The organism is Pseudarthrobacter sp. NPDC080039, assembly GCF_040702335.1.
In the GTDB taxonomy this organism is placed as follows: Bacteria; Actinomycetota; Actinomycetes; order Actinomycetales; family Micrococcaceae; genus Arthrobacter; species Arthrobacter enclensis_A.
Genome location: NZ_JBFBKY010000009.1, coordinates 126,717 through 150,696, shown reverse-complemented (window position 1 = coordinate 150,696; position 23,980 = coordinate 126,717). Strand labels below are relative to the sequence as shown.

The following is a 23,980-nucleotide window of genomic DNA, read 5'->3' as shown; positions in this document are numbered from 1 at the left end:
TGGGCAGATCATTCACAAGACAAACCCTTCGCGAGGGCGTCAGTCAGAACCCAGAGTCACACCGCAGCACGAGCCAATTCCATCATTACTGTCAGACCCCCGCGCGATGATGTGTTTATGGGAAGGGCAGCGGTGGCGAGGGCATATGAGGGGATCCGGGCTGCCCTTGCTGTGCTTCGTGCGGAGGTGGATGGTTCCGGTCTCGAGCCGTTTTCGGTGGCGGATCCGTTGGCTGGTTTGGCGGATGGTTGCCTGGACATTCTTGCCGGTGCCCGTGAGGCGGAATCAGGGATCGCAGCTTTGAAAGCGAAGGCTGCTGTGACGTACGCGGAGTCTGCCCATGCTGTTGCCGGGCCGGATGCGCTGGTGCAGGCGCAGGAGATGGCCGCCGCGGCGGAGATCGGATGCGTTTTGGCGTTGGGTCCACGGGCGGCGGCGACGTTCCTTGCCACTTCCCACGCGGTAACTACGGTGTTGCCGCGAACCCTGGCGGGATTGCAGGCCGGGGTGTTGTCATGGCAGCACGCGGTGGCGATGGCGGACGAGGCCGCGTGTCTGGATGCTGACGGCGCCGCGGCGTTGGAAGCGCATTTCCTTGACCCGGACGCCCCCGACGCGGCGCGGGGGTGCCCAGTGGGGCAGATGCCGGCGCACCGGTTCAGAGCCAAGGCCCGCACCTGGCGGGAACGCCACCACTCCGAGAGCATTGAGAAACGCCATGCCAAGTCCGTGGCGGACCGGCGGGTGGAGTTCCGGCCGGACCAGGACGGGATGGCCTGGCTCTCCGCCTGCCTGCCCGCGGACCAGGCGCTGGCCGGGTGGAACCGGCTGACTGCTATCTCTAGATCCCAGCAGGGGCCGGACGAGTGCCGGAGCATGCCACAGCTGCGGGCCGACAACTTCGCCGATGCGGTCCTTGGCATCGGCAGTATCACCCAAGGCAGCGGTACAGCAGCCGGGTCCGTCGAAGGAGTTGCATCCCGGCCGTCGTCACCGATCCGCGCCCAGGTTTTGGTCACCGTTCCGGTGTTTTCCCTGACGGGCGTGACCGATGAACCGGCGATGCTGGACGGGTACGGGCCCATTCCGCCGTCGATGGCACGGGAGCTGGTGGCGAACGGGGCGGGGTCGTTTTATCGGGTGTTGGTGGATCCCCGGGACGGGGCGCCGCTGGAAATCGGGCGGACGAGCTACCGGGTGACCGGGGCGATGCGGGCTTGGTTGAGGATGCGGGATGGAAAGTGTCCGTTCCCGGGGTGCAGCAACAACTCCCTGGACAACGACGCCGACCACATCCTTGCCTGGGCCAACGGCGGGACCACCGGGATCAGCAACTTGGGACAGCCCTGCCCGAAACACCACAAGCTGCGCCACACCACCGGCTGGAAACCAATCCCGGCCACGAGGAACGAACCACCCGGCTGGACCTCACCCACCGGCCGCCACTACACAAGCGAACACCAGGACTGGGAACCGCCACGATGGCCCGAGGGACTGTCAGCCGGCGGCATCGACGTCGTTCATCACCGAGGGTCGCCTTGGGAGGATGCCCTGGAGCGGTTCCTGCGCGCTTACGCCTAACGTCCCGGCCGCCAGTGGGGTTCCGTCCTGCTACCGGAGTGGCGTGTCTGGGAGCCCAGACACCTGACGTTGAATTGGCTCTGCACCAACGGCGCCCGAGGGCGCAAGCTTAAGTACGGGATACCGGACAGCTAGCCAGAAAGATCCTTCCACTCCATGAGCACTGCACTAGGCGCGGCAACACGGAGCGCCGCAATAACAAACGCCGAAGCCCAGGCGCCCCGGGCGTCCGCCAAGGCGCCATCAAAAGTTCCAGCCGCGGAAAACACCCTGCGCATCCTCAAGCTGCTGGCTTCACGAAGGGGGCCCATGGCGGCCTCCCAGATCGCCTCCAGCCTGGACCTGCCGCGGTCGAGTGTTTATCACCTGCTGGGGGTAATGGAAGCCAACGGCTTTGTCCTCCATCTCCATGAGGAGCAGCGGTACGGGCTGGGCATCAGCGCCTTCGAGCTCAGTTCCGCATACTCCCGCCAGGAACCCTTGTCGCGACTCGGCCGCCCTCTGCTTGCAAGCCTTGTAGACGCTATCGGCGAGAGCGCGCACCTTGCCGTCCTCCACGGGCGCGACGTGCTCTACATCGTGGAGGAGCGGGCCAAGAACCGGCCGTCGCTGGTGACCGACGTCGGCGTCCGCCTTCCCAGCCACCTCACCGCCAGCGGCCGCGCCATCCTGGCCGCGCTGCCTAAATCGCAAGTGCGCGCGCTCTACCCTAACGCCGCGGCCTTCACCGCCCGGCACGAGGTGGAGGGGGCCATCATGAAGTATTCGGCGCTGTCCTCGCACCTGGACCAGGTCCGCCAGCGTGGATACGCCACCGAACATGGGGAAGTGACCCCGGGCTTTGGCTCGATTGCGGCCGCTGTTACCGACCATCTGGGCTGGCCCACCGCCGCCGTCGCTGTCACCTTCCTGGAGGACAAGCTGCCCGCGGAGGAGTGGCCGGTGCTGGCCGCCCGGGTCCAGAAGGTGGCGGATGAACTCTCCGTCCGCATTCACGGACGCCCCCTCAAATAGGCCGGTGGGTCGTCTGGAATACCGGACACAACAGCGCGGAAAGCCCTGTGAAGGCCGTGGTTGAGGGGCTTTAGTTGATACAGAAGTTCTTCCTCCACCAGAAAATCACCAGAAGGAGCCCACCATGGCACCCGCCGATTTCACCACCGGTGCCCGCCCGGTCAAAGCAGCCCGCGGCACCAAGCTCACCGCAAAGTCCTGGCAGACCGAAGCGCCCCTGCGCATGCTCATGAACAACCTTGACCCCGAGGTCGCAGAACGCCCCGATGACCTCGTGGTCTATGGCGGCACCGGCCGTGCCGTCCGTTCCTGGGCCGCGTTCGACGCCATCACCAGGACCCTTGAAACCATGGAAAAGGACGAAACCCTCCTGGTCCAGTCCGGCAAGCCGGTGGGCGTATTCCGCACCAACGAATGGGCCCCCCGCGTGCTCCTGGCCAACTCCAACCTGGTCGGCGACTGGGCAACCTGGCCCGAGTTCCGCCGCCTCGAGGCCGAGGGCCTGATGATGTACGGCCAGATGACCGCCGGCTCCTGGATCTACATCGGCACCCAGGGCATCCTGCAGGGCACCTTCGAAACCTTCGCCGCCATCGCCCGCAAGCTGACCGGCGACGAAAACGGCACCCTCGCCGGCACGCTGACCCTCACGGGCGGCTGCGGCGGCATGGGCGGCGCCCAGCCGCTCGCCGTCACCCTGAACGAGGGCGCCTGCCTGATTGTCGACGTCGACGAAACCCGCCTGCGCCGCCGCGCCGGCAAGCGCTACCTGGACGAGGTGGAAACGGACCTCGACGCCGCCATCGCCAAGGTCCTCAAGGCCAAGGAGGAACGCCGCGGCTGGTCCGTGGGCTACGTGGGCAACGCCGCCGAAGTCTTCCCCGAGATCCTGCGCCGCCACAAGGCCGGCGAACTTACCGTCGACATCGTCACTGACCAGACCTCGGCCCACGATCCGCTGAGCTACCTGCCCGAGGGCATCACGGTTGACGAGTGGCACCGCGAGGCTGAAGCCGATCCGGAGGGCTTCACCAAGAAAGCCCAGGCCTCCATGGCCCGCCACGTCCAGGCCATGGTCGAGTTCCAGGACGCCGGCGCCGAGGTCTTCGACTACGGCAACTCCATCCGGGACGAGGCCCGCAAGGGCGGCTACGCCCGGGCTTTCGAGTTCCCCGGCTTCGTCCCGGCCTACATCCGGCCGCTGTTCTGCGAGGGCCTGGGACCGTTCCGCTGGGTGGCCCTCTCCGGCGACCCCGAGGACATCCGCGTCACGGACGAGGCCATCAAGGAACTGTTCCCCGAGAACAAGCACCTGCACCGCTGGATCGACGCCGCCCAGGACCGAGTGGAGTTTGAAGGCCTGCCGGCCCGCATCTGCTGGCTGGGCTACGGCGAACGCGCCAAGGCCGGAATGCTCTTCAACCAGCTCGTCAAGGAAGGCAAGGTCAAGGCGCCCATCGTGATCGGACGTGACCACCTGGACTCCGGCTCGGTCGCCTCCCCCTACCGTGAGACCGAGGCCATGGCCGACGGCTCGGACGCCATCGCCGACTGGCCCATGCTGAACGCCCTGCTCAACACCGCATCCGGTGCAACCTGGGTCTCCCTCCACCACGGCGGCGGCGTCGGCATCGGCCGCTCCCTCCACGCAGGCCAGGTCTCCGTCGCCGACGGCACGGACCTCGCCGCGCAGAAACTCGAGCGCCTCCTCACCAACGACCCCGGCATGGGCGTCATCCGCCACGCCGACGCCGGCTACGAGCGTGCGCTCGACGTCGCCAAGGAACGCGGCGTCCGCATCCCCATGCAGGAAAACCAGTAACCGCCGTCCGCTCACCAGGCCAAGCCCCACATCGATTGCTCCGTAATGGTCGTTTAGAGTCCCTAAAACGACCATTACGGAGCAGTCGATGGGACCTCTTCAAGGAATTTCAATGACAGCCATTACCCACGAACCACTGACCGTCACCCTCGGGTCCGTCGGCGTCACACCCCAGGATGTGCTCGCCGTCGCACGTCACGATGCGAAGGTGGCCATCGCGCCCGAAGCCCTGGAAACCGTCGCCAAGGTCCGCGCCCACATCGACGACCTCGCCTCCAGCGACACCCCTGCCTACGGCATCTCCACCGGCTTCGGTGCGCTGGCCAACCGCCACATCCCCAACGAGCTGCGCACCCAGCTGCAGAAGTCGCTGATCCGCAGCCACGCCGCCGGCATGGGCCCTGCGGTGGAGCGCGAAGTGGTCCGCGGCATCATGTTCCTCCGCGCCAAGACCCTGGCCTCCGGCCGCACCGGCGTCCGTCCCGTCGTCCTGCAGACCATGGTGGACGTCCTTAACGCCGGGATCACGCCCGTGGTCCGCGAGTTCGGCTCGCTGGGCTGCTCCGGCGACCTTGCCCCGCTGTCGCACTGCGCCCTGGTCCTCATGGGTGAGGGAGAAGCGGAAGGGCCCGACGGCGTCACGTACGGCGGCCGTGGAGAGCCACCTGTCGCGGAGCTGCTGGCAGAACATGGTATCGAGCCGGTCACCCTCGCTGAGAAAGAAGGGCTGGCGCTGGTCAACGGGACCGAGGGCATGCTCGGCATGCTCCTGATGGCCATTGCGGATCTTCGCCAGTTGCTGGCGACGGCGGACATCACCGCTGCGCTCAGCGTCGAGGCGCTGCTGGGCACCGACCAGGTGTTCCTGCCCGAGCTGCACTCCGCACTTCGGCCGCACCCCGGCCAGGCGGCCAGCGCTGACAACATGCTGAGGGTGCTCTCGGACTCCCCGATCGTCGCCTCGCACAAGGTGGGGGACTCGCGGGTGCAGGACGCCTATTCGCTGCGCTGCGCCCCGCAGGTTGCCGGTGCCGTACGTGACACCGTTGATCACGCCGAACTGGTGGCCACCAGGGAGCTGGCGGCTGCCATCGACAACCCTGTCGTCCTGCCGGACGGCCGTGTCAGCTCCAACGGCAACTTCCATGGAGCGCCGGTGGCCTATGTCCTGGACTACCTTGCCATCGCCGTGGCAGACCTCAGCTCCATCGCGGAACGCCGGACGGACCGGATGCTGGACCCTGCCCGTTCCCACGGGCTGCCTGCCTTCCTCGCCGCGGATCCGGGAGTCGATTCCGGCCTGATGATTGCGCAGTACACGCAGGCGGGCCTGGTGTCCGACAACAAGCGGTTGGCCGTTCCGGCCTCCGTGGATTCCATCCCGAGCTCAGCCATGCAGGAGGACCACGTGTCCATGGGCTGGCATGCGGCGCGGAAGCTGCGCAAGGCCGTGGAGAACCTCCGCCGCGTCCTGGCCATCGAATTGGTGACGTCGGCGCGTGCACTGGACATCCGCACGCAGCTGTCGGGTGGCGTGCTGACGCCGGGACCGGCAGGCTCTGCCGTTGTGGCGGCCCTGCGTGCGGTGGTGGAAGGGCCGGGGACCGATCGCTTCCTGTCCCCGGAACTGGAGGCGGCTGACCGGCTGGTCGCCTCAGGTGAGGTGCTTCGTGCGGCGGAATCCGCCGTCGGGCCGCTCGCCTGAAACCGAAGAATCTTCAGCGCCTGCACAGCTTCTGTCCGAAGGGCGGAATTTCCGGCGCCGCGGCCCACCGCGGCGCCGGGAGTGTAGTAGAACTGAAGGTGTAGTGAAAGTCACATCGAAGAAGCTGTGGCGGCAGAACGATACAAAGGGGTAGAAGTTCAAATGAAAGCACGTGGGGCAGTCCTGTCGAGGCGCCATGCCCATTCCGCCGCGGTATCCAACTGGAAATCCCTCCAGACCGGAGACCGCGTCGAGATCATCAAGCATGCGCATGTGGTGGCAGCCGGGGAAGTGGAAGAGGTATCGCAGAGCGGCAATGTCCTCTGGCTGGTGCCGGCCGGACCCTCAGGCCCGGCGGAGAAGGAACTTTTCCTCAAGTCCGACGGCGTGCAGGTTCGCCGCGCGTAGTCCCGCCGGAAGCCAAAAAATCCCCGCAGTGCCAACGGCCTGCGGGGATTTTTGTTGCCGGCGCCCGGTGCGGGGACTCATGGGACGTAGCGGCGGTTCCGCGGGTGTCAGGCGGCGATGGACTCGTAGGTCTCGCCGAAGGGTACTGATTCGTCAAGGGCTACCGTGTAGTGTCCCGGGTGCAGCCGGGTAACCAGGATGCCGCAGGCGGCGTCCTTGGCGGCGACCTCAATCAGTTCGGCGACGGCCTCTTCCAGTCCGGCGTGAACCTCGCTGGCGCTGGAGAACTCCAGGCTGATGGACCGCAGTGCCGGTCCTTCCGTCTGGCCGGCAGCGGCGGGGATCCGCTCCAAAGTGGCTGTAGTCATGTACTGAACTTTCTGTCTTTCGTGCCAAGGTGGCTCCCATATTCTACCGGCTGCTCCGGGCATATGTCAGATGTCCGTCCTTCCAGCAGCGGTCATAAAGTGTTCGTTCGCAGGCGTGGCGGGGTATCACCCACCATGGAATGGGGCCGTCGCAGGCTCCGAAAGCCCCACCAAGACCTTGAGGAGAATTCGGTATGAAGATCATGCGCCTGGGCGAAAGCGGCCGAGAACAGCCGGCCGTGCTGGTTTCCTCCGTTGATGGCCCGGACCGGTATTTCAGTTTGCTGCCGCTTACCGCAGACGTGGACGGGGCATTCCTTGCTGCCAATGGCCTTGGCAGGGTCCGTACCGCACTGGAAGCGGGCGAGCTGCCGGTCCTGGACGGTGCCGCTTCGCTCCGGGTTGGTTCTCCGGTGGCCCGCCCCGGCACAGTAGTGGGTATCGGGATGAACTATGCCGCCCATGCTGCGGAATCCGGTGCAGCCGCGCCCACGGTTCCCGTCGTCTTCCTCAAGCCCACCAACACGGTCACCGGCCCCTATGACCCGGCTCCTCTCCCGCCCCGCTCCTCCCAGTACGACTGGGAAGTTGAGCTGGGCATCGTGATCGGCAGGGAAGCCAGCTACCTCGGCTCCACGGAGGAGGCCGCCGACTGCATTGCCGGCTACGTCACAGCCAATGACCTCTCCGAACGTGAGTACCAGCTGCCCGGAGCGGCCGGCCAGTGGACCAAGGGCAAGTCGCTGCCTGGCTCGACACCCCTGGGCCCGTGGCTGGTTCCGGCAGGGGAGATCGACGGCGGCAATGTGCGGCTGCGCAGCTGGGTCAACGGTGAGCCGCGGCAGGATTCGTCGTCGTCCGAACTCATCTTCGACGCCGCCACCCTGGTCCACCACTGCAGCCAGTACATGCGGCTGGAACCCGGCGACGTGATCCTCACAGGCACGCCGCAGGGCGTGGCCCTCAGCGGCCGTTTCCCCTACCTCCAGCCCGGCGACGTTGTGGAAGTGGAAGTGGAGGGCCTGGGCCGCCAGCGCCAGGAATTGTTCCGGACGCCGGCGGCCGTTACGGTTTAGCCGGCCATGGCTCAGTCGGCCTGCTCCGCCTGCTCGGCCTAGCCCGCCTTGACGGCAAGGACCGGGCAGTCGGCTTCCAGCAGGATGCGCTGCGACGTGCTGCCCATGATCAGCTTGCCCACCGGTGTGCGGCGGCGCAGGCCAATCACGATGAGGTCCGCTTTGTGTTCCTCGGCCGCGTCCAGGACTTCGGAGGCGGCGTCGTGGCCCCGGACCGGACGCTTGATCACGTACTGGATGCCCTCGCCGGCCAGCCGCCGTTCGATGTCCTGGATCCCGCCTTCGGGCGCGAACCGGGTATCCACTGCCGCCTCTCCCTTGGAGGAGTTGATCAGTACCAGCGTGCTGTTGTTCTTCCGGGCTTCGGTGATGGCCTGGGTCAAGGCAGCTTCGCCTTCGGGGGTGGGGACGTATCCCACAACGACGGTCATGGTTGCTCCTTATGGTCGGAATAGACGGCATCGTGGTTCGAGTGGACCGCATCATCGGCTTCCCTGGCAAGGGCCGCCGCCCCGCCGGCAGGAGCGGCAACCGGAGTGTTGCGCCGGATCAGCTTGAAGGCAAAGGGCCAGAGCAGGATGACGGCAATGATGACATAGATCCCGACGGCGATCGGCTCGCCCAGGAGTCCCGCCGGATCACCCGCGCTCAGTTGCAGGGTCTTGCGGAGCTGCCCTTCAATGCGCGGACCCAGGATCACGCCGAGGATCAGCGGGAGTACGGGCAACCCGAAGCGCCGCATCATGAACCCGAGCGCGCCGAGGATCAGCAGGATCACCAGGTCGAACGCCTGCAGGTTCACCGAGTAGGCGCCCAGCGTGGCGAAGAACAGGATGCCGGCGTACAGGTATGGGCGGGGCAGTTGCAGCAGTTTTGCCCACAAGGGGGCCAGCGGCAGGTTGATGATCAGGAGCAGCAGGTTGCCGATGAAGAGGCTGGCAATCAGCGCCCAGACCAGGGGCCCCTGGCTTTCGAAGAGCTGGGGACCCGGCTGGATCCCGTAGCTGGTGAAGGCGGCGAGCATCACGGCTGCGGTGGCGTTCGTGGGCAGGCCCAGCGCCAGCATGGGGGTCAGGGTGCCGGCGGCCGCAGCGTTGTTGGCTGCTTCCGGACCGGCCACGCCTTCGATGGCACCCTTGCCGAACTCTTCCGGGTGCTTGCTGAGGCGTTTTTCCGTCACATAGGACAGGAACGTGGGGATCTCGGCCCCGCCGGCCGGCAGGGCACCGAACGGGAAACCGAAGGCGGTACCGCGCAGCCACGGCTTCAAGGACCGCTTCCAGTCCGATTTGCCCATCCAGGGCTGGCCCACGGGGATGGCATGCAGGGGAGTGCGGCGCAGGTGTGCCGCCACCCAGAGGGCCTCGCCCACGGCGAAGATGGCGACGGCCACCACCACGATGTCCAGGCCGTCCGCCAGGAGCGGCTGGCCGAACGTCAGGCGGCGCTGGCCGGTGACGGAGTCCATGCCCACCAGGCCGATGGCCAGGCCGAGTCCCAGGGAGGCGAACCCGCGCAGCCGGGAGGACCCCAGGACGGCGGTGACGGCCAGGAGGGCCAGCACCATGATGGCGAAGTAGCTGGGCGCGCCCAGGCTCACGGCGAACTTAACGACGATCGGTGCACAGACCGCCAGCAGCGCCGTGCCAATGGTGCCGGCAACGAACGAGCCGATGGCCGCCGTCGCAAGCGCCTGCGCCGCCCGGCCCGCCTTGGCCATCTTGTTGCCTTCAATGGCGGTGACCACCGACGACGATTCGCCAGGCGTGTTCAGGAGGATGGAGGTGGTGGACCCGCCGTACATGCCGCCGTAGTAAATGCCGGCGAACATGATGAACGCGCTGGTGGGTTCCAGGGCATAGGTGACGGGCAGCAGCAGGGCCACAGTCATGGCCGGTCCGAGGCCGGGGAGGACGCCGACGGCGGTACCCAGGATCACGCCGATCATGGCGTAGAGGAAATTCATGGGGGTGAGGGCGGTGGCGAAGCCGTCCATCAGGGAGGACCAGACGTCCATTAAAGGATTCCTTCCAGGAGGCCGGCCGGCAGCGCAATGCCCAGGCCGAGGTAGAAGCCGTAGAAGGTCAACAGGGACAGTGCCGCGGAGATCAGTCCGTCCCGGATATAGCGGCGGCTGCCGAGCGCCAGGACGCTGCCCCAGAACAGGACGGTTCCCGAGATCACCCAGCCGGCCCAGTCGATGAGCAGGATGTTCAGGATGAATGCTCCCGCCAGGGGCAGGACCGTCTTCCAGTCCGCCGGGTGTGTGAGGTCCACGTCCTCGCCGCCCTCCGCTTCGCCTTTGCCGCCCCGCAGCACGTTGATGGCCAGCAGGACCGCGCAAGCCACCAGCATTCCGGCCACGATGAACGGAACGGTTTTGGGTCCCACGGGGTCGGACTTCGAATATGGGGTTACCAGGCCGTTGGCGTCCAGGAAGACGACGACGCCGGCCGCCCCGAGCAGGAGTGCGACTCCCAGCTCGGAGCGGCCTTTAAGACCTGTGGCCAGCGGCGTCACGCCAGCCCAAGCTTGGTGAGGACGTCCGCAACCCGCTTGTCCTGCTCGGTAAGGAAAGTCTTGAACTGGTCCCCGGTGATGAAGGCATCAGTCCAGCTGTGCGTCTTCAGCGCTTCCTTCCAGCCGTCCGTGCCGTGCATCTTTTCCAAGGCTGCGATCAGGGCAGTCTTGTCCTTGTCGCTGATTCCCGGAGGGGCCACCACGCCGCGCCAGTTGGTGAAGACGAGGTCGATGTTGGATTCTTTCAGGGTCGGCGCATCCACGCCGTCCAGCCGCTTGTCGCCGCTGGTGGCCAGCACGCGGACTTCGCCGGATTCGATCTGCTTCAGGTACTCGCCGGCACCGGAGGCGGCGAAGCCAAGCTTGTTGCCAAGGATCGCGGGCAGCAGGTCGCCGCCGCCGTCGTAGGCAACGTAGTTGACCTTGCTGGCATCGATGCCCACGGCGCCGGCAAGCTGCATGGGCAGGAGGTGGTCCGGGCCGCCGGGGGAGGAGCCGCCGCCGACGGCGAGGGAGCCGGGGTCGGCCTTCCAGGCCTTCACCAGGTCATCAATCGTCTTGTAGGGGGAGTCCTTGCCGACCATGATGGCGCCCGGCTCTTCGATGAGGCGGGCCAGCGGGGTGGTCCCGGTCAGCTTGGACTCGGACTTGTTGGTGTAGCTGGCACCCACGACGCCCAGGCCCATCAGCATGGCCAGGTCCCCGTTGCCCTTTTCATTGACGATGCGGGCCAGTCCCACGGTGCCGCCCGCGCCGGCCAGGTTGAAGACCTCTGTATTGGTGGAGATCTTCGCATCGTCCAGGACCTTTGCAGCGGCCCGGGCAGTTGTGTCGTAGCCGCCACCAGGGGAGTTGGGGACCATAATCTGCAGCCCGGTGATGGGCCCGGCGGCAGCGCCGGTGCTTTCCGAACCGGTGGAGCTCTTGCCCGTGGCACCGCAACCGGTGGCCATCAGGGCGATGCCGGCAGCAACGGCGGCAACGCGCAATGCGCGGATCTGGCGCATGTGTTCCTCTTCTCTCAAAACAAACCTGGTCAGCATCGGCGGATTTGTGGTTCCCATGCCTTGTGGTTCCGATGCTAGGGGCGGCCGTGACGGCGATCACTCTTGTGTACGCAGAGAAAGTTGTGTTCATTGCGTACACGTTTCCAAGACCCCACGGCGCCCCTGGCGGGGGCTTTGGGATATAGTTCCCGGTACCCACCCCCGGCCCTGCGCCCTACTCCCGCGCACGCCAAACGGCCAGTCAACCGTGTCGGACACCCCGGCCTGCCCGCCTCCCAATACCAGGAAGACCATTGTGACTCGACGACGAGGAATCTCCCTTGCCGGGCAGTATCTTCTGCTGCAGTTGCTTATTGTCCTGGCCGTCCTGGTGGGCGTGGTGGCCATTTCGCTGGCCCAGTCCGCGGCTGCCTTCGAACGGATCGAAGGCAGGCGGGCGCTGTCCGCGGCGGAAGCCCTGGGCGGGAATCCCGTGGTACGCGAACTCCTCCCTGAGTCCCAGGCACGGGGCGGCGCTGTGCTGCCTGCAGTGGCCGAGTCGGTGCGCATTGTCTCGGGCTCGTCCCGGGTAGCCCTGGCGAGGGTCGACCGCACCGTTGTGGCATCCTCAGACCCCAGCCTGCTGGGTGAGCCGCTGGAGCTCGGTGACAGCAGGGTGATGGAAGGCCGGGCCTGGACCGGAGTGGTGGGCGGGACCCCCGCACCGCTGTTGTCCGCGCACGTCCCCGTCCTGGATGACACGGGACGCATGATCGGAATCGCCTCCATCAGCCGCAGTTACCCAACGGTCCTTGAACGGCTGGGCGACGCCGTCCCCAACCTCCTCACGTACCTGGGCGTGGCAAGTGTCCTGGGTGTCGCCGGCTCCCTCCTGCTCTCGCGGCGCGTCAAGCGCCAGACCCTGGGCATGGAGCCGAGTGAAATCACCAGCCTGGTGGAAAACCGGGAGGCAATGCTGCACGGCCTCAAGGAGGGCGTGGTCGCCCTGGACCTGCACGAAAGGATTACGGTGGCCAACCACAGTGCCCGCGCCCTGCTGGGCCTCCCGGATGGCTGTGTGGGCAAGCGCGTGGCGGGCCTCGCCGTCGAACCCGCCCTGAAGGAGGTCCTCACCCGCGAGCAGCCCGGGCCGGACCGGTTGGTGCTCGTAGGGGACAGGCTGGTGGTGATGAACCGCGTACCCATCCAGTCGCGCGGCAAGGTGATCGGCTCCGTAACCACCCTCCGTGACCGCACCGAGCTTTCGGAACTGGAACACGAACTTGGCACCACCCGCACCGCCACGGACACCCTCCGGGCGCAGGCCCACGAGTTCGCCAACCAGCTGCACGTGATCTCCGGCCTGATCCAGATCGGCGAATACGATTCCGTGGTCCAGTTCGTCAACGGTGCCACCGTGGACCGCACCCGGCTCAACGATGAGGTGACCGGCCGTATCAAGGATCCCGCGCTCGCGGCCCTCCTGATCGCCAAGTCCAGCCTTGCCACGGAACGCGGCGCGGCCCTGCAGCTGGATCCCGCCTCCGTGCTGGACAAAGTTGATGACGCGCTGTCCCGGGACCTCACCACGGTGGTGGGGAACCTGGTGGACAACGCGTTCGACGCCGTCACCGGGCTTCCACAGGCAGCCGTCAGGGTGCGGGTTGACGGCAAGGCTGGGGGAGAGGTGGTGGTCACCGTGCGGGACAACGGCCCGGGCGTTCCCGGCGGGTCCACCAACCACATCTTCCGCCAGGGCTTCACCACCAAGGAACCGGGCCCGGCCGGCAGCCGCGGCTTCGGCCTGGCGCTGTCCCGGGTAGTCTGCCGCCGCAGCGGCGGGAACCTGACGGTGGCCAACGATAATGGGGCTGTCTTTACTGCTGTGCTGAAACGGGGGAATACCAATCCATGATCAAGGTCCTGATCGTCGATGACGACTTCATGGTGGCCAAGGTGCATGCAGGCTTTATCCAGCGCACGCCGGGCTTCACCGTGGTGGGCGCGGCGCACACCGGCGCCCAGGCAGTTGCGGAGACGGAACGGCTCCAGCCGGACCTGGTGCTGCTGGACATCCACCTGCCGGACGTTAACGGCCTTGACCTGATGCAGCGCCTGCGGGGTGTGGCACCGGAACTGGACGTGCTGGTGATTAGCGCCGCGCGTGAGGTGGAAACCGTGCGGAAGGCTCTGCGCGGCGGCATCGTCCACTACCTGATCAAGCCCTTTTCCCAGACGGACCTGCAGGAGCGGCTGGAGCACTACCGCAGCGCCTACCAGATCCTTGACGCGTCCAAGGACGTGGCTGAACAGTCGGACGTCAACAGGGTGTTCGGCCTGGACCGTGCCGAACGCCCACTGCCCAAGGGCTGCAGCATCGAGACGCTGCGGCTGGTGGAGGCTGCGCTGAATGCTGCCGCCGGAGATGTCTCGGCGGCCGAGATGGCCGAGGAACTGGGCACCTCCAGGGTCAGCGCGCGCCGCTACCTGGAATACCTGCATGGCGAGGGCACCCTGGACGTCCGGCTCAAGTACGGCGTGGGGCGGCCTGAGCGGCGCTACGTGCTGAAGGCCTGACCCGGTATCGAACCGGCCCGGCCCGTCAGCGCAGCAGCGTGTCCACGAGCCGCGCCGCGGTGCGGGCAGTGCGGCCGTCGATGTCGAATTCAGGGTTCAGTTCCGCCACGTCCACGTGCAGCAGCTTCCCGCTCCGCGCCACCTGCCGGCAAACGGCCGAAATGACGGGCAGCGGCACCCCGTATGCCGCCGGGGCGCTGACCCCGGGTGCCACCGCGGCGGGCAGCACATCGAGGTCGATGGTGAGGTACAGGACGTCGATGTCCGCCAGGAAGGACGCCACGAAGTCCCGGGCCCGGTCCGCTTCGCAGTCCTCGTCCAGCAGGTAGCGAACGGCCAGCTTCTCCGCGGTGTCGAACAGGCCCCGGGTGTTGTTCGGCTCCGAGATGCCGACGACGGCGTAGCGGAATTCGCGCCCCGCGTCCCCTTCCGCGCAGGCCATTTGCAGGAACGGAGTTCCCGAGCTGGCCACGGGCTCGTCGCGGAGGTCGAAGTGTGCGTCAAGGTTCAGGACACCCAGGCGCTGTCCGCTTTGGACCGCCGACGAGGCACTGACGCCAAGGTAGCTTGCATAGGCGGTTTCATGGCCGCCGCCCAGCACAACCGTCTGGTGGCCGGAGTCCAGCAGGGCGGCCAGCGCCAGGCCAAGCCGTTCCTGCCCGGCTTCCAGGTCCCCGCCGGACACCACCACGTCGCCAACATCTGCCACGGTGCGGTCCAGATGGAATGCCAACGGGGCGAGGGCTTTCCGGAGGGCTGCCGGTGCTGCGGCGGCACCAATCCGGCCCTTGTTCCGGCGCACCCCCTCATCGCTGGCGAATCCCAGCAGGGCGGCCGGCTTACGGGCTGCTGGTGTGGCTGGTTCCCCGTCCGGTGCCGCTTCCACCCCTGCCGGCCCCGGCGTCCTGTTGATGTCCACCGCCTGCCACCAGCGGCGGTGGGCGGCCTCGTCGCCGTCGAACCTTCCGGTCCAGGGCTGGGGTGGGACATCAACGGTGGGGAGCTGGAAAGACATGCCCCAAGCTCACCGCATGCCGTACACGAAAACCAGCACCGCCGCCGTCGTGCTGTCCGGGATCCAAGAACGCGGGAGGCGGCAGGTCCCGCCGGGATGGGCAGGGGATAGGGTGGGACCAAGTCCGCGCCGCAGCAGCCAGGCGCGCTGCCGCCGGACCCACGCCCCAACCCAGGCTGGAGAACTGCCCTATGTTTGAAGCCCCGGACATCCTCTTTGCCGCGGCCGGCCTAGCCGTCTTTATCGCCGCAGTGCTGCCCAAGCTGCTGCGTGACATGCCCTTCTCCATGCCCATGGTCTTCCTGGGCGCAGGGATTGGTGCGTTCGCGTTGATCCCGTCGCTGCCTGACCCCAACCCGGTGGAGCACAGCAACTTCGTCATGCACCTCGCGGAGGTCTGCGTGATCATTTCGCTGATGGGTGCGGGGCTGGCGCTGGACCGGCCGGTGGGGCGCAAGCGCTGGTCCACCACGTGGCGGCTCCTGGGGATTGCCATGCCGTTGTGCATCCTCGGCCTGACACTGCTGGGAATGTGGTTCCTTGGCCTGGGACTCGGTGCGGCGCTGCTGGTGGCCGCCAGCCTTGCCCCCACGGACCCCGTCCTGGCGTCCGAGGTTCAGGTGGGCGAGCCCGCGGACCAGGATGACCGGGCAGACAAGGAGGATGAGGTCCGCTTTGGCCTTACCTCGGAGGCAGGCCTCAACGACGGGCTGGCTTTCCCGTTCGTGTACCTGGCCATTGCCATCAGCATCGCGGGGGCAGACCCGTCCGCCTGGTTCGGTGAATGGTTTGGGCTGGACGTGGTGTGGCGGTTGGCGGCCGGGCTCCTGGTGGGCTTCCTGACCGGCAAACTGCTCGCCATCCTGTTCTTCTCCGCCCGCGCGGACAGCCTGAGGCTGTCCAACCACTCTGAAGGCTTCGTGGCCCTGGCGGCGACGTTCCTGGCCTACGGGTTGACGGACATGGTGGAGGGATACGGGTTCATTGCCGTGTTCGTCTGTGCCGTGACCATCCGGGCCGCGGAGCGCACCCACGGCTACCACCGGGTGCTGCACTCCTACGTGGAGCAGTTGGAACGGCTCCTGACTGTGGTGATCCTGGTGTTGCTGGGCGGTGCGATCGCCCGCGGGCTGCTGGCCGGGATCGGGCCCGCGGAAGTGCTGGTGGCCCTGGCCTTCCTGCTGGTGGTCCGGCCGCTCGCGGGCTGGCTTGGCCTGCTGGGCGGCAAGACCGGCCCGCGTGAACGCATCGCCCTGTCCTTCTTTGGCATCCGCGGAATCGGTTCCCTTTACTACCTTGCCTTTGTGCTGGGCGAAGGGCACTTTGTTGACCAGGGGCACTGGCTCTGGTCCTTCATCGGGCTGGTGGTGGCACTGTCCATCGTGATCCACGGAGCCACCACGTCCCCTTTGATGAACCGGCTGGACCGGCTGCGGCAACGGAAAGCCCTGGCGGTGTCCGGGGACGAAGGACTCGCGCCGAACACTCCGGTCTAGGCGCGGCTCATGTAGGTCCCGGTGTAAACAAAAGGGCCGGCGCGGCAGACGCCGCACCAGCCCTTTCCGCGTGCAGGGGTTACTTCATGCCCAGTGCGGCCTCGATGGTTCCGATGGAGAAGAACAGCAGGAACGCGGCGGCCACGGCCCACATGAGGGGGTGGATGTCTTTGGCGCGGCCCTGGACGGTCCGGATAATGACGAAGCTGATGAAGCCGGCGCCGAGGCCGTTGGCGATCGAGTAGGTGAACGGCATCAGGGCGAAGGTCAGGAACGCCGGGATGGCAATGCCCCAGTCCTGCCAGTCGATCTTGCCCACCTGGGACACCATCATGAAGCCCACCACCACCAGGGCCGGGGCTACCGCCTCGAAGGGCACCAGGTTGATCAGCGGGGTGAAGAACATGGCCACCAGGAAAAGCAGGCCGGTGACGATGGAGGCTATGCCGGTCCGGGCACCTTCGCCAATGCCGGCGCCGGCTTCAACGTAGATCTGGTTGGAGGACACCGAGGCGCCGCCACCGATGATCGCGCCGAGTGCGTCCACCTGGAGCACACGGTCGACGTCGGGGATGTTGCCGTGCTCATCCACCGTCCCGGCCTCGTTGGCCAGGCCCACCATGGTTCCCATGGCGTCGAAGAAAATGCTGAGCAGGATGACGAAAGCCAGCAGCGTGGCAGCGACGAACCCAAGGTGACCGAAGGCCCCGAACGGGTTCGCTTTGCCAATCAGGGAAAGGTCCGGGGCGGCCCAGCCGGAGAACGCGGGCGCCACCAGGGACCAGCCCTGCGGGTTGAAGTTTTTGCCGTCGAAGCTGGGCCCGATGTGCAGGGTCATCTCAAGGATCACGGCGAGCACCGTGGACGTGATGATGCCGATCAGGATGGCGCCCTTGACCTTGCGGACCACCAGGGCGATGGTCAGGATCAGGCCGAAGACGAAGACGGCGGTGGGCCAGCCCAGCAGCTTGCCTTCGAAGCCCAGTCCAACGGGCACCGTGGTGCCGGCTACGTCCGGGATACGGCGGACGAACCCCGCGTTGACCAGGCCGATCAAGGCGATGAACAGGCCAATGCCCACCACGATGGCGGTCTTGAGCCCCTCCGGCACCGCCTTGAAGACGGCGGTGCGGAAACCCGTGAGGACCAGGATCAGCATGGTCACGCCGGAGAGCACCACCAGGCCCATCATGTCCGGCCACGTGAGCCCGGGGTTGGTGGCCACGGTGACGGCGACGAAGGCATTCACACCCAGGCCGGTGGCCAATGCGAAGGGATGCCGTCCCCAGGCTCCCATGAGGATGGTCAGGATGCCTGCCACAAGTGCGGTCACGGCGGCCACGGCCGGGAATCCGAGCGTAGTGCCGTTGGAGTCCGGCCCGGACAGGATCAGGGGGTTCAGTACCACGATGTAGCTCATGGCGAAGAACGTGGCAAAACCGCCGCGGATCTCGCGGGAAAGGTTCGAACCGCGCTCGGTGACCCTGAAATACCGGTCCAGGGCAGAGCCTTGCTTAAGCATTAGTCCTCCGGGGGAGTGTGTGGGGATACCTGCATCCTAATGGTGCGGCCCCGGGCGCGCCGCCAATTTCGCCTAGTCTGTAAGGAATCCAACACAAGGAGCAGCCCAAACATGCGCCCAGTCCGTCCCAAGTTGCTGAGCCTGGCGCTCGGTCTTCTTGTTCTTGCCGCCGCAACGCTGGGCCTGGCCGGCCCGGCCTCCGCCCATGATGCAGCGGAATCCACCAGCCCCGCGCAGGGGGCTTCGCTGGCGGCCCCGCCGAATGACGTCTCCGTGACCTTCAGCGATAAGCCGCTGGGCATTGGTTCGTCATTCTCGGTCAAGGATGCCGGCGGCACCGAATGGGCCGACGGACCGGTCGAGATCGTCGGCAACGTGGCCACGCAAAGGCTCCGGTCCGGTGGCCCTGCCGGCGCGTACACGGTGGCGTGGCGGGTGGCCGGCTCCGACTCGCACCCCATTGAGGGAACGTTCACCTTCACGGTCGCCGCCGGTGCTGTCCAGCCAGGTGCTGCCCCCTCCGGAACGCAGGCAACGGGGATTCCGACGACGGCCGGTGCCGTTCCGGGAATGGGAACCGCGAAGCCCGGGGTGACGGAGGAGCCGTCGGAACCTGCCGGCTCAGGGGAGCCCTTCCAATGGAGCATCGTGATTTTCGCAGTTGTCGCCGTGGGGCTTTTGGTGGCCCTTGGCGTGCTGGCCAGGCGCCGCTTGACCGGCGACGGGGATGTGGGGGAAAACCGCGGGGAGTAGGCCCCGCACGCAGGACGGGACGGAGGAGGCCCGGCAGGAGCCGGGAAAAGCCTCAGCAGGTCAGCACCGCAAAGCCGCCTGTTGCCGGGAAGGAGCTGTTGGAGCGGGGGGCGCCGGACGATTGGCCGCCGTCCGGATTGACCTTGGCGGAAATGGCCTGGCCCACGGTCTTGGCCTGGCGCAGCACTTCCTTGGGTGAGGGCGTGATCAGTTCACCCACGCCCACCAGGTAAATGCCGATGGCCCGCATCGCTGCTGCCACATTCCGCCCAACGGCGATGCCGAAATCGTTGAGCATGCGGCGCAACTGGCTGTGGGCGCAGCGGGTCAGGACAATGTGGTCGGCCACCAGGATGCCTGTGGGCGTGTGCACCTGCCACTGCGGGGCGGTGGCCCCTTCAGGACCTTCAAGCATGGTGAGCTGGACCGCGCGCGTGCTGTTCCGGACATCCACGCTGTGGCTTGCCGCGTAATTGCGCAGGTGCCGCAGGATTTCGTTCCGCTCCCGGAGAGTGTCGCTGTCCGCCGCGTCACAGCGCTGCAGGGACGACGTATTGGCGGGCTGGCCGGCGCCAAGGATGTCCAGGCCGTCCACCACAATGGACTGCACTCCGTGGCGGCGCAGTTCCGCGGCCACGGCCAGCCCGGACAGTCCCGTGCCAATGATGACAGTGGTGGTCTGTTCGGTCCCGGCATCCCCAGGCATGCTTGACACTACAGTTTCCCTCCCTTGAAGCTTTCGGCGGTTGCCGGCGTCCTCGCCGGCGCGCGGTCCCGATACCCCCAAAGTACGGACGCAGAGCATGGCCGGGACCGTCCTGGCAGGAAGTTGCAGTTGGCGTCCCGGACCAACAATGTCCTGAAGACTACAGAACAAATGCGGCGGTGGATAGCCCCATCAGGAAAACATCCCCGGTGGCGTCAAGACGCCTCCCTCATGGCTGTGGAAAGGCTGTGGATAACGTTTCGCCATCCCCTTCTGGGCAGGCTTGCTAAGGCGTACGGCACGGAGAATAGTGGGAAACGGGAACGGTCCTTTCGTGCCGGCAGTGCCGGTGCCGCCAGTGCGCGGGGAACGGTCTGTTTTCTGGCAGAATAGCCGCAACATCAGGCGTATCGCGAGGAGGCGGCCCCCATGGGCTCACGAGAGTTGCATCCGGATCCGGCCCGGAATGGAGGTAGTGCCTCTTCCGCTCCCCACGGCATCGTGGTGGGCGTGGACGGTTCGGACCACGGCCAGTGCGCCCTGGTGTGGGCCGCGCGGGAAGCCCAGCGCCGCCGTCGTCCGCTCCATATCGTCACCGCCTATTCAGTGCCCATTTTCGCCGCCTCCGGCCTCGACGGGGGCTACGCCACAGTGGATGATTCCGTTATCCGCGAGGGGGCCGAGGCAATCGCCAGGCAGGCCCTTGAGAAGGTTTCCGCGTACGACGTCGAGGTCACTTCATCCGTGGAGAACGGTGACGCCGCAGGAGTCCTGCTGGAAATCTCCGAAACTGCCGAACTCCTGGTGGTGGGCACCCGGGGACGGGGCGGTTTTGTGGGCCGGCTCCTGGGCTCGGTCAGCAGCGCCCTGCCTGCCCACGCCAAATGCCCCACGGTGACGGTCCCGCTGTTCTGTTCGGACCGGCTCGGCCAGACCATTGAGGACCGCCGCGTCAAGGCGGAGCAGGCCAAATCCGGGCACCGGCCGGTGGAGAACGTGGTGGTGGTCGGCGTTGATGGCTCCGAGCAGGCGCGCGTCGCGGTCCTGGAAGCCGCGGACCAGGCGGAACGACTGGGTGCCTCCCTCCGCGTGGTCTGCGCCGTTCCCCAATACAGCGGCTCCCTTGCCTGGGTTCCCGCACCCATGGACCGGAAGGCCCTGTTTGACGACATTCGGGTCACCCTTGATGCCGGCATGTCCTGGCTCCGCAGCCACTACCCGCATCTGCAGGCCGGTTACGAACTCAAGGACGGATCCCCCGTTGACGTGCTCGTCGAGGAAAGCCGGCACGTTGAACTGGTAGTAGTGGGCACCCGCGGCCGAGGCGGCTTCACCGGCATGCTCCTGGGCTCAACGTCGGACGGCGTGCTCCACCACGCCAAGGGCCCGGTCATGGTGGTTCCGGACCGCGAGGATCCCAGGCTGGCTGACCGCGCACGGTTCGGCCCCATCCTGGGTGACGCCGCCTGACGCCCACTGTTACCCACCGGGCGCCAGAGCCGTCCGGTCGCAGGGAATTTCGGACCTAAGGCAGACATGGAGCAGCAAGGGCCACCGTTGGCCGGCACCACCACGGACACCGCGCTGGTGCTGGAACTGGGCCGCGTCGACGCAGGGATGCTGGGGCAGATTGGTGGCAAGGCCGCCAACCTGGGGAAGTTGTTGTCCGCCGGTTTGCCTGTTCCGGACGGGTTTTGCGTGACCACCGCCGGTTATCGGCAGGTAACCGGTGCCTCCGGCCCCCTGCTTCCTGCTCTGGCCGGGGTCTACGCTGCGCTTGCCGCCGGCGGCGCCGGGTTGGAGCCGGACCAACTGGATGAACTGGCTGGCACGGCGCGGGCAGCGATCCTGGCAGCTCCGATCCCGGCGGCGGTTTCCGCGGCCGTGGAGAGGGCCTACACAGCGATGGGTCCAGATGTTCCAGTGGCCGTGAGGTCCTCGGCCACAGCAGAGGACCTTCCTTTTGCCAGCTTCGCCGGGCAGCAGGACACCTACCTCAATGTCGTGGGAGTGCCGGCGGTGCTTGATGCGGTCCGCCGATGCTGGGCGTCGCTGTGGACGGAGCGGGCAACCGCCTACCGGGCCAGCCTGGGCATCGACCCGGCCAGCGTGGCCCTTGCGGTGGTGGTCCAACACATGGTGGACGCCGCTGCGGCGGGAGTGATGTTTACGGCAAACCCGCTCACCGGAAGCCGCAGGCAGGTGTCAATCGACGCCACCCCAGGCCTCGGTGAGGCTGTAGTCTCCGGCGCAGTCAATCCGGACCATTTCGTGGTGGACGCCCTCACCGGTGTGGTGCTGGAGCGCGAGGTCGGCGACAAGAGCGTGGAGGTAACGGCGCTTCCCGGTGGCGGAACCGGGGTCAGGGCAGTGCCCGCCGCGCGAGGCGCCGCGTGCCTGGCGGACAGCCAGGTTGCCGCGCTGGTGCGGCTGGGGCTTCAGGCACAGGAGCATTTCGGTGCCCCACAGGACACCGAGTGGGCCATCGACCGGGCCGGCAGCCTATGGCTCACCCAGTCCAGGCCGATCACCACCCTGTACCCGGTCCCCCGGAGCAACGGCGCGGCGGGCAATGTCCGGTATCGCAGTTCCCCGTACGGCGGCACCCGGGCGTATCTTTGCTTCAGCCTGGCGCAGGGGCTCACCCGGCCGCTCACGCCCATGGGGCTTGCAGCCGTCCGCCTCATCGCGTCCTCGGTTGCGGCCGCCGCGGGATTTCCCGTTCCTGATCCCCGACGCGGACCGTCCCCCTACGCCGAAGCCGGGCAGCGGATCTACGTCGACTTCACCACCCCCATCCGCAGCAGCATCGGCCGCCGCCTCGTTCCCCGGGTTTTCGACATCATGGAGGCACGGACGGCAGCGGTCATGCGGCAGCTGTTCGAGGACCCGGCCTTTTCGGTAACCACGCGGACCCCGTTCGGCCTGCTGCGCCACGTTGTGCCTGTGGCAGCCCGGGCGAAAGTGCCAGGCACTTTGCTTCATGCCCTGGTGCGGCCGGAAGCTGCCCTCCGGCGGGTTGACCGGTTCACGCGGGAATTCGAGGCGTCGCTGGCGCCCGGGCCCGGTGCCGGACCCCTGGCGCGGCTGGACCACGTCGAGTCACTCCTTGGCTCACGGCTCTTTCGGATCGTCCCGGCCATCCTTCCCCTTCCTGCGTTGGGTTTCGCCATGCTGGGCCTTGCGGGAAAGCTGTTGGGCGGCAAGGCGTGGAGCGAACTGCAGCCGGTGATCCGAGGGCTGCCGAACAATGTCACCACGGAGATGGACCTGGAGCTGTGGGACCTGGCAAAGGCCATCCGCGACGACCCCCAGTCCCGTTCCGTCCTGATGACCGGCCAACCCAACGTCCTCGCAGCTGCGTTCCACGCCGGGGAGCTGCCCGCGCGCCTGGACGCCGCCCTGGCCAGGTTCCTCAGCTCCTACGGACACCGGGCCGTGGGCGAGATCGACCTCGGGCTGCCACGCTGGTCGGAGGACCCGGCGCATATCCTGGGCATCCTTGCCAACTACCTCCGGCTGGAGGATCCGGCCCTGGCGCCTGATGTCCAGTTCAGCAAGGCCGCCGAGGACGCGGAAGCACAGGTGGACCAGCTCGTTGCCCAGGCCGCTGCACGGGGCAGGATCCAGGGAAGGCTGGTGCGGGCCGCCCTGCACAGGGCCCGCCTGTTCGCCGGCCTGCGCGAACTGCCCAAGTACCATCTGGTTCTTGGCCTCGCTGAAATCCGGCGCCAACTGCTCTTGGTGGGCGCGGAACTGGCACAGTCGGGCAGGACTGACCGGCCTGACGACGTGTTCTTCCTGGACTTCGGCGAAGTCCGCCAGGCCTTGACCGGCCACGCCGACCACGGGACCCGTGACCCTGACCTTCGTGCCCTCGTGGCCGCACGGCAGCCGGAATATGACCGGGAGCTCAGGCGCCGGCACATCCCCAGGGTGCTGCTCTCGGACGGCACCGAACCCGAAGCGGTGCGCACCGTCGTCGGAAACGGGGCGGAAGGAGCCCTGGCAGGCAGCCCCGCATCGGCCGGAACGGTGACCGGTGTGGCCCGTGTCATCCTGGATCCTGTCGGAGCCCGCCTTGAACCGGGTGAAATCCTGGTGGCCCCGTCCACCGATCCCGGCTGGACGCCGCTGTTCCTGACTGCCGGAGGGCTGGTGATGGAGATGGGCGGCGCCAATTCGCACGGCGCTGTCGTGGCCAGGGAATACGGCATCCCCGCCGTCGTCGGGGTTCCGGATGCCACCAGTGCAATTGCCACCGGGCAAACAATAACGGTCGACGGCGGTGCGGGAACCGTTGTGCCGGAACCTCACGGACCGTTGCAGGATAGGTAGCTGCGGGAGCCACCCAGACCCCCAGGTACGGGCGTAGTCTTTACTTATGGGCTCCGACAGGCTGGACTCCGGCGGACAGTCGCAACAAACGCA

At 67.0% G+C, this 23,980-nt stretch carries 20 protein-coding genes; 12 read left to right on the top strand and 8 right to left on the bottom strand.

What is annotated here, in order from left to right:
• The first annotated feature begins 117 nt into the window (after nt 1-117).
• The 5 genes from AB0313_RS12630 to AB0313_RS12610 all read left to right on the top strand — a co-directional run bounded on the left by AB0313_RS12630 (nt 118) and on the right by AB0313_RS12610 (nt 6,530).
• Nucleotides 118-1,581, top strand: a complete 1,464-nt coding sequence (locus tag AB0313_RS12630; RefSeq protein WP_366305850.1) for a DUF222 domain-containing protein — start codon at nt 118-120, stop codon at nt 1,579-1,581.
• A 156-nt stretch (nt 1,582-1,737) separates the two neighbouring features.
• Nucleotides 1,738-2,595, top strand: a complete 858-nt coding sequence (locus AB0313_RS12625; protein WP_307307688.1) for an IclR family transcriptional regulator — start codon at nt 1,738-1,740, stop codon at nt 2,593-2,595.
• 124 nt (nt 2,596-2,719) lie between these two features.
• A complete protein-coding gene (gene hutU, locus AB0313_RS12620) occupies nt 2,720-4,417 on the top strand; it encodes a urocanate hydratase (protein WP_366305848.1) in 1,698 nt (565 codons plus the stop codon).
• Nucleotides 4,418-4,529: 112 nt separating this feature from the next.
• Nucleotides 4,530-6,122 carry a histidine ammonia-lyase gene (hutH, locus tag AB0313_RS12615; protein WP_141944086.1) on the top strand — a complete coding sequence of 531 codons (1,593 nt, stop codon included), beginning with the start codon at nt 4,530-4,532 and terminating at the stop codon, nt 6,120-6,122.
• A 162-nt stretch (nt 6,123-6,284) separates the two neighbouring features.
• Entirely contained in the window at nt 6,285-6,530 is a 246-nt protein-coding gene (locus AB0313_RS12610; protein WP_366305845.1) for a hypothetical protein, read from the top strand.
• A 107-nt stretch (nt 6,531-6,637) separates the two neighbouring features.
• On the opposite strand, the gene AB0313_RS12605 is transcribed toward AB0313_RS12610, so the two are convergent.
• Nucleotides 6,638-6,898 (bottom strand): hypothetical protein, encoded by a 261-nt coding sequence (locus AB0313_RS12605; protein ID WP_307307677.1) that lies wholly within the window; start codon nt 6,896-6,898, stop codon nt 6,638-6,640.
• 194 nt (nt 6,899-7,092) lie between these two features.
• Between AB0313_RS12605 and AB0313_RS12600 the strand changes: the two genes are divergently transcribed.
• Nucleotides 7,093-7,974, top strand: a complete 882-nt coding sequence (locus AB0313_RS12600; RefSeq protein WP_366305843.1) for a fumarylacetoacetate hydrolase family protein — start codon at nt 7,093-7,095, stop codon at nt 7,972-7,974.
• A gap of 38 nt (nt 7,975-8,012) precedes the next feature.
• Here AB0313_RS12600 and AB0313_RS12595 read toward each other — a convergent pair whose 3' ends face one another.
• Genes AB0313_RS12595 through AB0313_RS12580 form a run of 4 tightly spaced genes read right to left on the bottom strand, consistent with a single transcriptional unit; the run spans nt 8,013 to nt 11,501 of the window.
• Entirely contained in the window at nt 8,013-8,405 is a 393-nt protein-coding gene (locus AB0313_RS12595; protein ID WP_141944072.1) for a universal stress protein, read from the bottom strand.
• Nucleotides 8,402-9,991: a tripartite tricarboxylate transporter permease gene (locus AB0313_RS12590; RefSeq protein WP_366305841.1), complete on the bottom strand. Its 1,590-nt coding sequence runs from the start codon at nt 9,989-9,991 to the stop codon at nt 8,402-8,404. The genes AB0313_RS12595 and AB0313_RS12590 overlap by 4 nt, the downstream gene beginning before the upstream one ends.
• Nucleotides 9,991-10,494, bottom strand: coding sequence for a tripartite tricarboxylate transporter TctB family protein (locus tag AB0313_RS12585; protein WP_366305839.1), 504 nt, complete (start codon nt 10,492-10,494; stop codon nt 9,991-9,993). Before AB0313_RS12585 ends, AB0313_RS12590 begins: the two co-directional genes overlap by 1 nt.
• Entirely contained in the window at nt 10,491-11,501 is a 1,011-nt protein-coding gene (locus AB0313_RS12580) for a tripartite tricarboxylate transporter substrate-binding protein (protein WP_366305837.1), read from the bottom strand. Before AB0313_RS12580 ends, AB0313_RS12585 begins: the two co-directional genes overlap by 4 nt.
• Nucleotides 11,502-11,814: 313 nt before the next feature.
• Between AB0313_RS12580 and AB0313_RS12575 the strand changes: the two genes are divergently transcribed.
• Together AB0313_RS12575 and AB0313_RS12570 are read left to right on the top strand one after the other, a co-directional pair.
• Nucleotides 11,815-13,395, top strand: a complete 1,581-nt coding sequence (locus tag AB0313_RS12575) for a sensor histidine kinase (RefSeq protein ID WP_141946591.1) — start codon at nt 11,815-11,817, stop codon at nt 13,393-13,395.
• On the top strand, nt 13,392-14,057 hold the full coding sequence (locus tag AB0313_RS12570) for a response regulator (RefSeq protein WP_366305835.1): 666 nt from the start codon (nt 13,392-13,394) through the stop codon (nt 14,055-14,057). Before AB0313_RS12575 ends, AB0313_RS12570 begins: the two co-directional genes overlap by 4 nt.
• Before the next feature lie 25 nt (nt 14,058-14,082).
• Here the strand turns inward: AB0313_RS12570 and hutG are convergent, their stop codons facing one another.
• Nucleotides 14,083-15,072 (bottom strand): formimidoylglutamase, encoded by a 990-nt coding sequence (gene hutG / locus AB0313_RS12565; protein WP_366305833.1) that lies wholly within the window; start codon nt 15,070-15,072, stop codon nt 14,083-14,085.
• A gap of 191 nt (nt 15,073-15,263) precedes the next feature.
• Between hutG and AB0313_RS12560 the strand changes: the two genes are divergently transcribed.
• A complete protein-coding gene (locus AB0313_RS12560) occupies nt 15,264-16,568 on the top strand; it encodes a cation:proton antiporter (RefSeq protein WP_141944056.1) in 1,305 nt (434 codons plus the stop codon).
• 79 nt (nt 16,569-16,647) lie between these two features.
• Here the strand turns inward: AB0313_RS12560 and AB0313_RS12555 are convergent, their stop codons facing one another.
• Nucleotides 16,648-18,090: an NCS2 family permease gene (locus AB0313_RS12555; RefSeq protein WP_366305831.1), complete on the bottom strand. Its 1,443-nt coding sequence runs from the start codon at nt 18,088-18,090 to the stop codon at nt 16,648-16,650.
• Nucleotides 18,091-18,201: 111 nt separating this feature from the next.
• Here AB0313_RS12555 and AB0313_RS12550 point away from each other — a divergent pair, with 111 nt between their 5' ends.
• Nucleotides 18,202-18,843, top strand: a complete 642-nt coding sequence (locus AB0313_RS12550) for a copper resistance CopC family protein (RefSeq protein ID WP_366305829.1) — start codon at nt 18,202-18,204, stop codon at nt 18,841-18,843.
• Nucleotides 18,844-18,895: 52 nt separating this feature from the next.
• Here the strand turns inward: AB0313_RS12550 and AB0313_RS12545 are convergent, their stop codons facing one another.
• Nucleotides 18,896-19,549, bottom strand: a complete 654-nt coding sequence (locus AB0313_RS12545) for an FAD-dependent monooxygenase (RefSeq protein ID WP_366305861.1) — start codon at nt 19,547-19,549, stop codon at nt 18,896-18,898.
• Nucleotides 19,550-19,978: 429 nt separating this feature from the next.
• Between AB0313_RS12545 and AB0313_RS12540 the strand changes: the two genes are divergently transcribed.
• The gene (locus AB0313_RS12540) at nt 19,979-21,019 is read left to right on the top strand and encodes a universal stress protein (protein WP_366305827.1); all 1,041 of its coding nucleotides are present in this window, start codon (nt 19,979-19,981) and stop codon (nt 21,017-21,019) included.
• Between the two features lie 66 nt (nt 21,020-21,085).
• Nucleotides 21,086-23,887: a PEP/pyruvate-binding domain-containing protein gene (locus AB0313_RS12535; RefSeq protein WP_366305825.1), complete on the top strand. Its 2,802-nt coding sequence runs from the start codon at nt 21,086-21,088 to the stop codon at nt 23,885-23,887.
• Nucleotides 23,888-23,980 lie beyond the last annotated feature (93 nt).

Bases quoted from the DNA above. Each gene is read 5' to 3' on its own strand.
- hutG (WP_366305833.1), bottom strand. From the start codon at position 15,072: ATGTCTTTCCAGCTCCCCACCGTTGATGTCCCACCCCAGCCCTGGACC.
- AB0313_RS12610 (WP_366305845.1), top strand. From the start codon at position 6,285: ATGAAAGCACGTGGGGCAGTCCTGTCGAGGCGCCATGCCCATTCCGCC.
- AB0313_RS12605 (WP_307307677.1), bottom strand. From the start codon at position 6,898: ATGACTACAGCCACTTTGGAGCGGATCCCCGCCGCTGCCGGCCAGACG.
- AB0313_RS12570 (WP_366305835.1), top strand. From the start codon at position 13,392: ATGATCAAGGTCCTGATCGTCGATGACGACTTCATGGTGGCCAAGGTG.
- hutU (WP_366305848.1), top strand. From the start codon at position 2,720: ATGGCACCCGCCGATTTCACCACCGGTGCCCGCCCGGTCAAAGCAGCC.
- AB0313_RS12535 (WP_366305825.1), top strand. From the start codon at position 21,086: ATGGAGCAGCAAGGGCCACCGTTGGCCGGCACCACCACGGACACCGCG.
- AB0313_RS12600 (WP_366305843.1), top strand. From the start codon at position 7,093: ATGAAGATCATGCGCCTGGGCGAAAGCGGCCGAGAACAGCCGGCCGTG.
- AB0313_RS12540 (WP_366305827.1), top strand. From the start codon at position 19,979: ATGGGCTCACGAGAGTTGCATCCGGATCCGGCCCGGAATGGAGGTAGT.
- AB0313_RS12545 (WP_366305861.1), bottom strand. From the start codon at position 19,549: ATGCCTGGGGATGCCGGGACCGAACAGACCACCACTGTCATCATTGGC.
- AB0313_RS12560 (WP_141944056.1), top strand. From the start codon at position 15,264: ATGTTTGAAGCCCCGGACATCCTCTTTGCCGCGGCCGGCCTAGCCGTC.
- hutH (WP_141944086.1), top strand. From the start codon at position 4,530: ATGACAGCCATTACCCACGAACCACTGACCGTCACCCTCGGGTCCGTC.
- AB0313_RS12580 (WP_366305837.1), bottom strand. From the start codon at position 11,501: ATGCGCCAGATCCGCGCATTGCGCGTTGCCGCCGTTGCTGCCGGCATC.
- AB0313_RS12550 (WP_366305829.1), top strand. From the start codon at position 18,202: ATGCGCCCAGTCCGTCCCAAGTTGCTGAGCCTGGCGCTCGGTCTTCTT.
- AB0313_RS12595 (WP_141944072.1), bottom strand. From the start codon at position 8,405: ATGACCGTCGTTGTGGGATACGTCCCCACCCCCGAAGGCGAAGCTGCC.
- AB0313_RS12555 (WP_366305831.1), bottom strand. From the start codon at position 18,090: ATGCTTAAGCAAGGCTCTGCCCTGGACCGGTATTTCAGGGTCACCGAG.
- AB0313_RS12625 (WP_307307688.1), top strand. From the start codon at position 1,738: ATGAGCACTGCACTAGGCGCGGCAACACGGAGCGCCGCAATAACAAAC.
- AB0313_RS12630 (WP_366305850.1), top strand. From the start codon at position 118: ATGGGAAGGGCAGCGGTGGCGAGGGCATATGAGGGGATCCGGGCTGCC.
- AB0313_RS12590 (WP_366305841.1), bottom strand. From the start codon at position 9,991: ATGGACGTCTGGTCCTCCCTGATGGACGGCTTCGCCACCGCCCTCACC.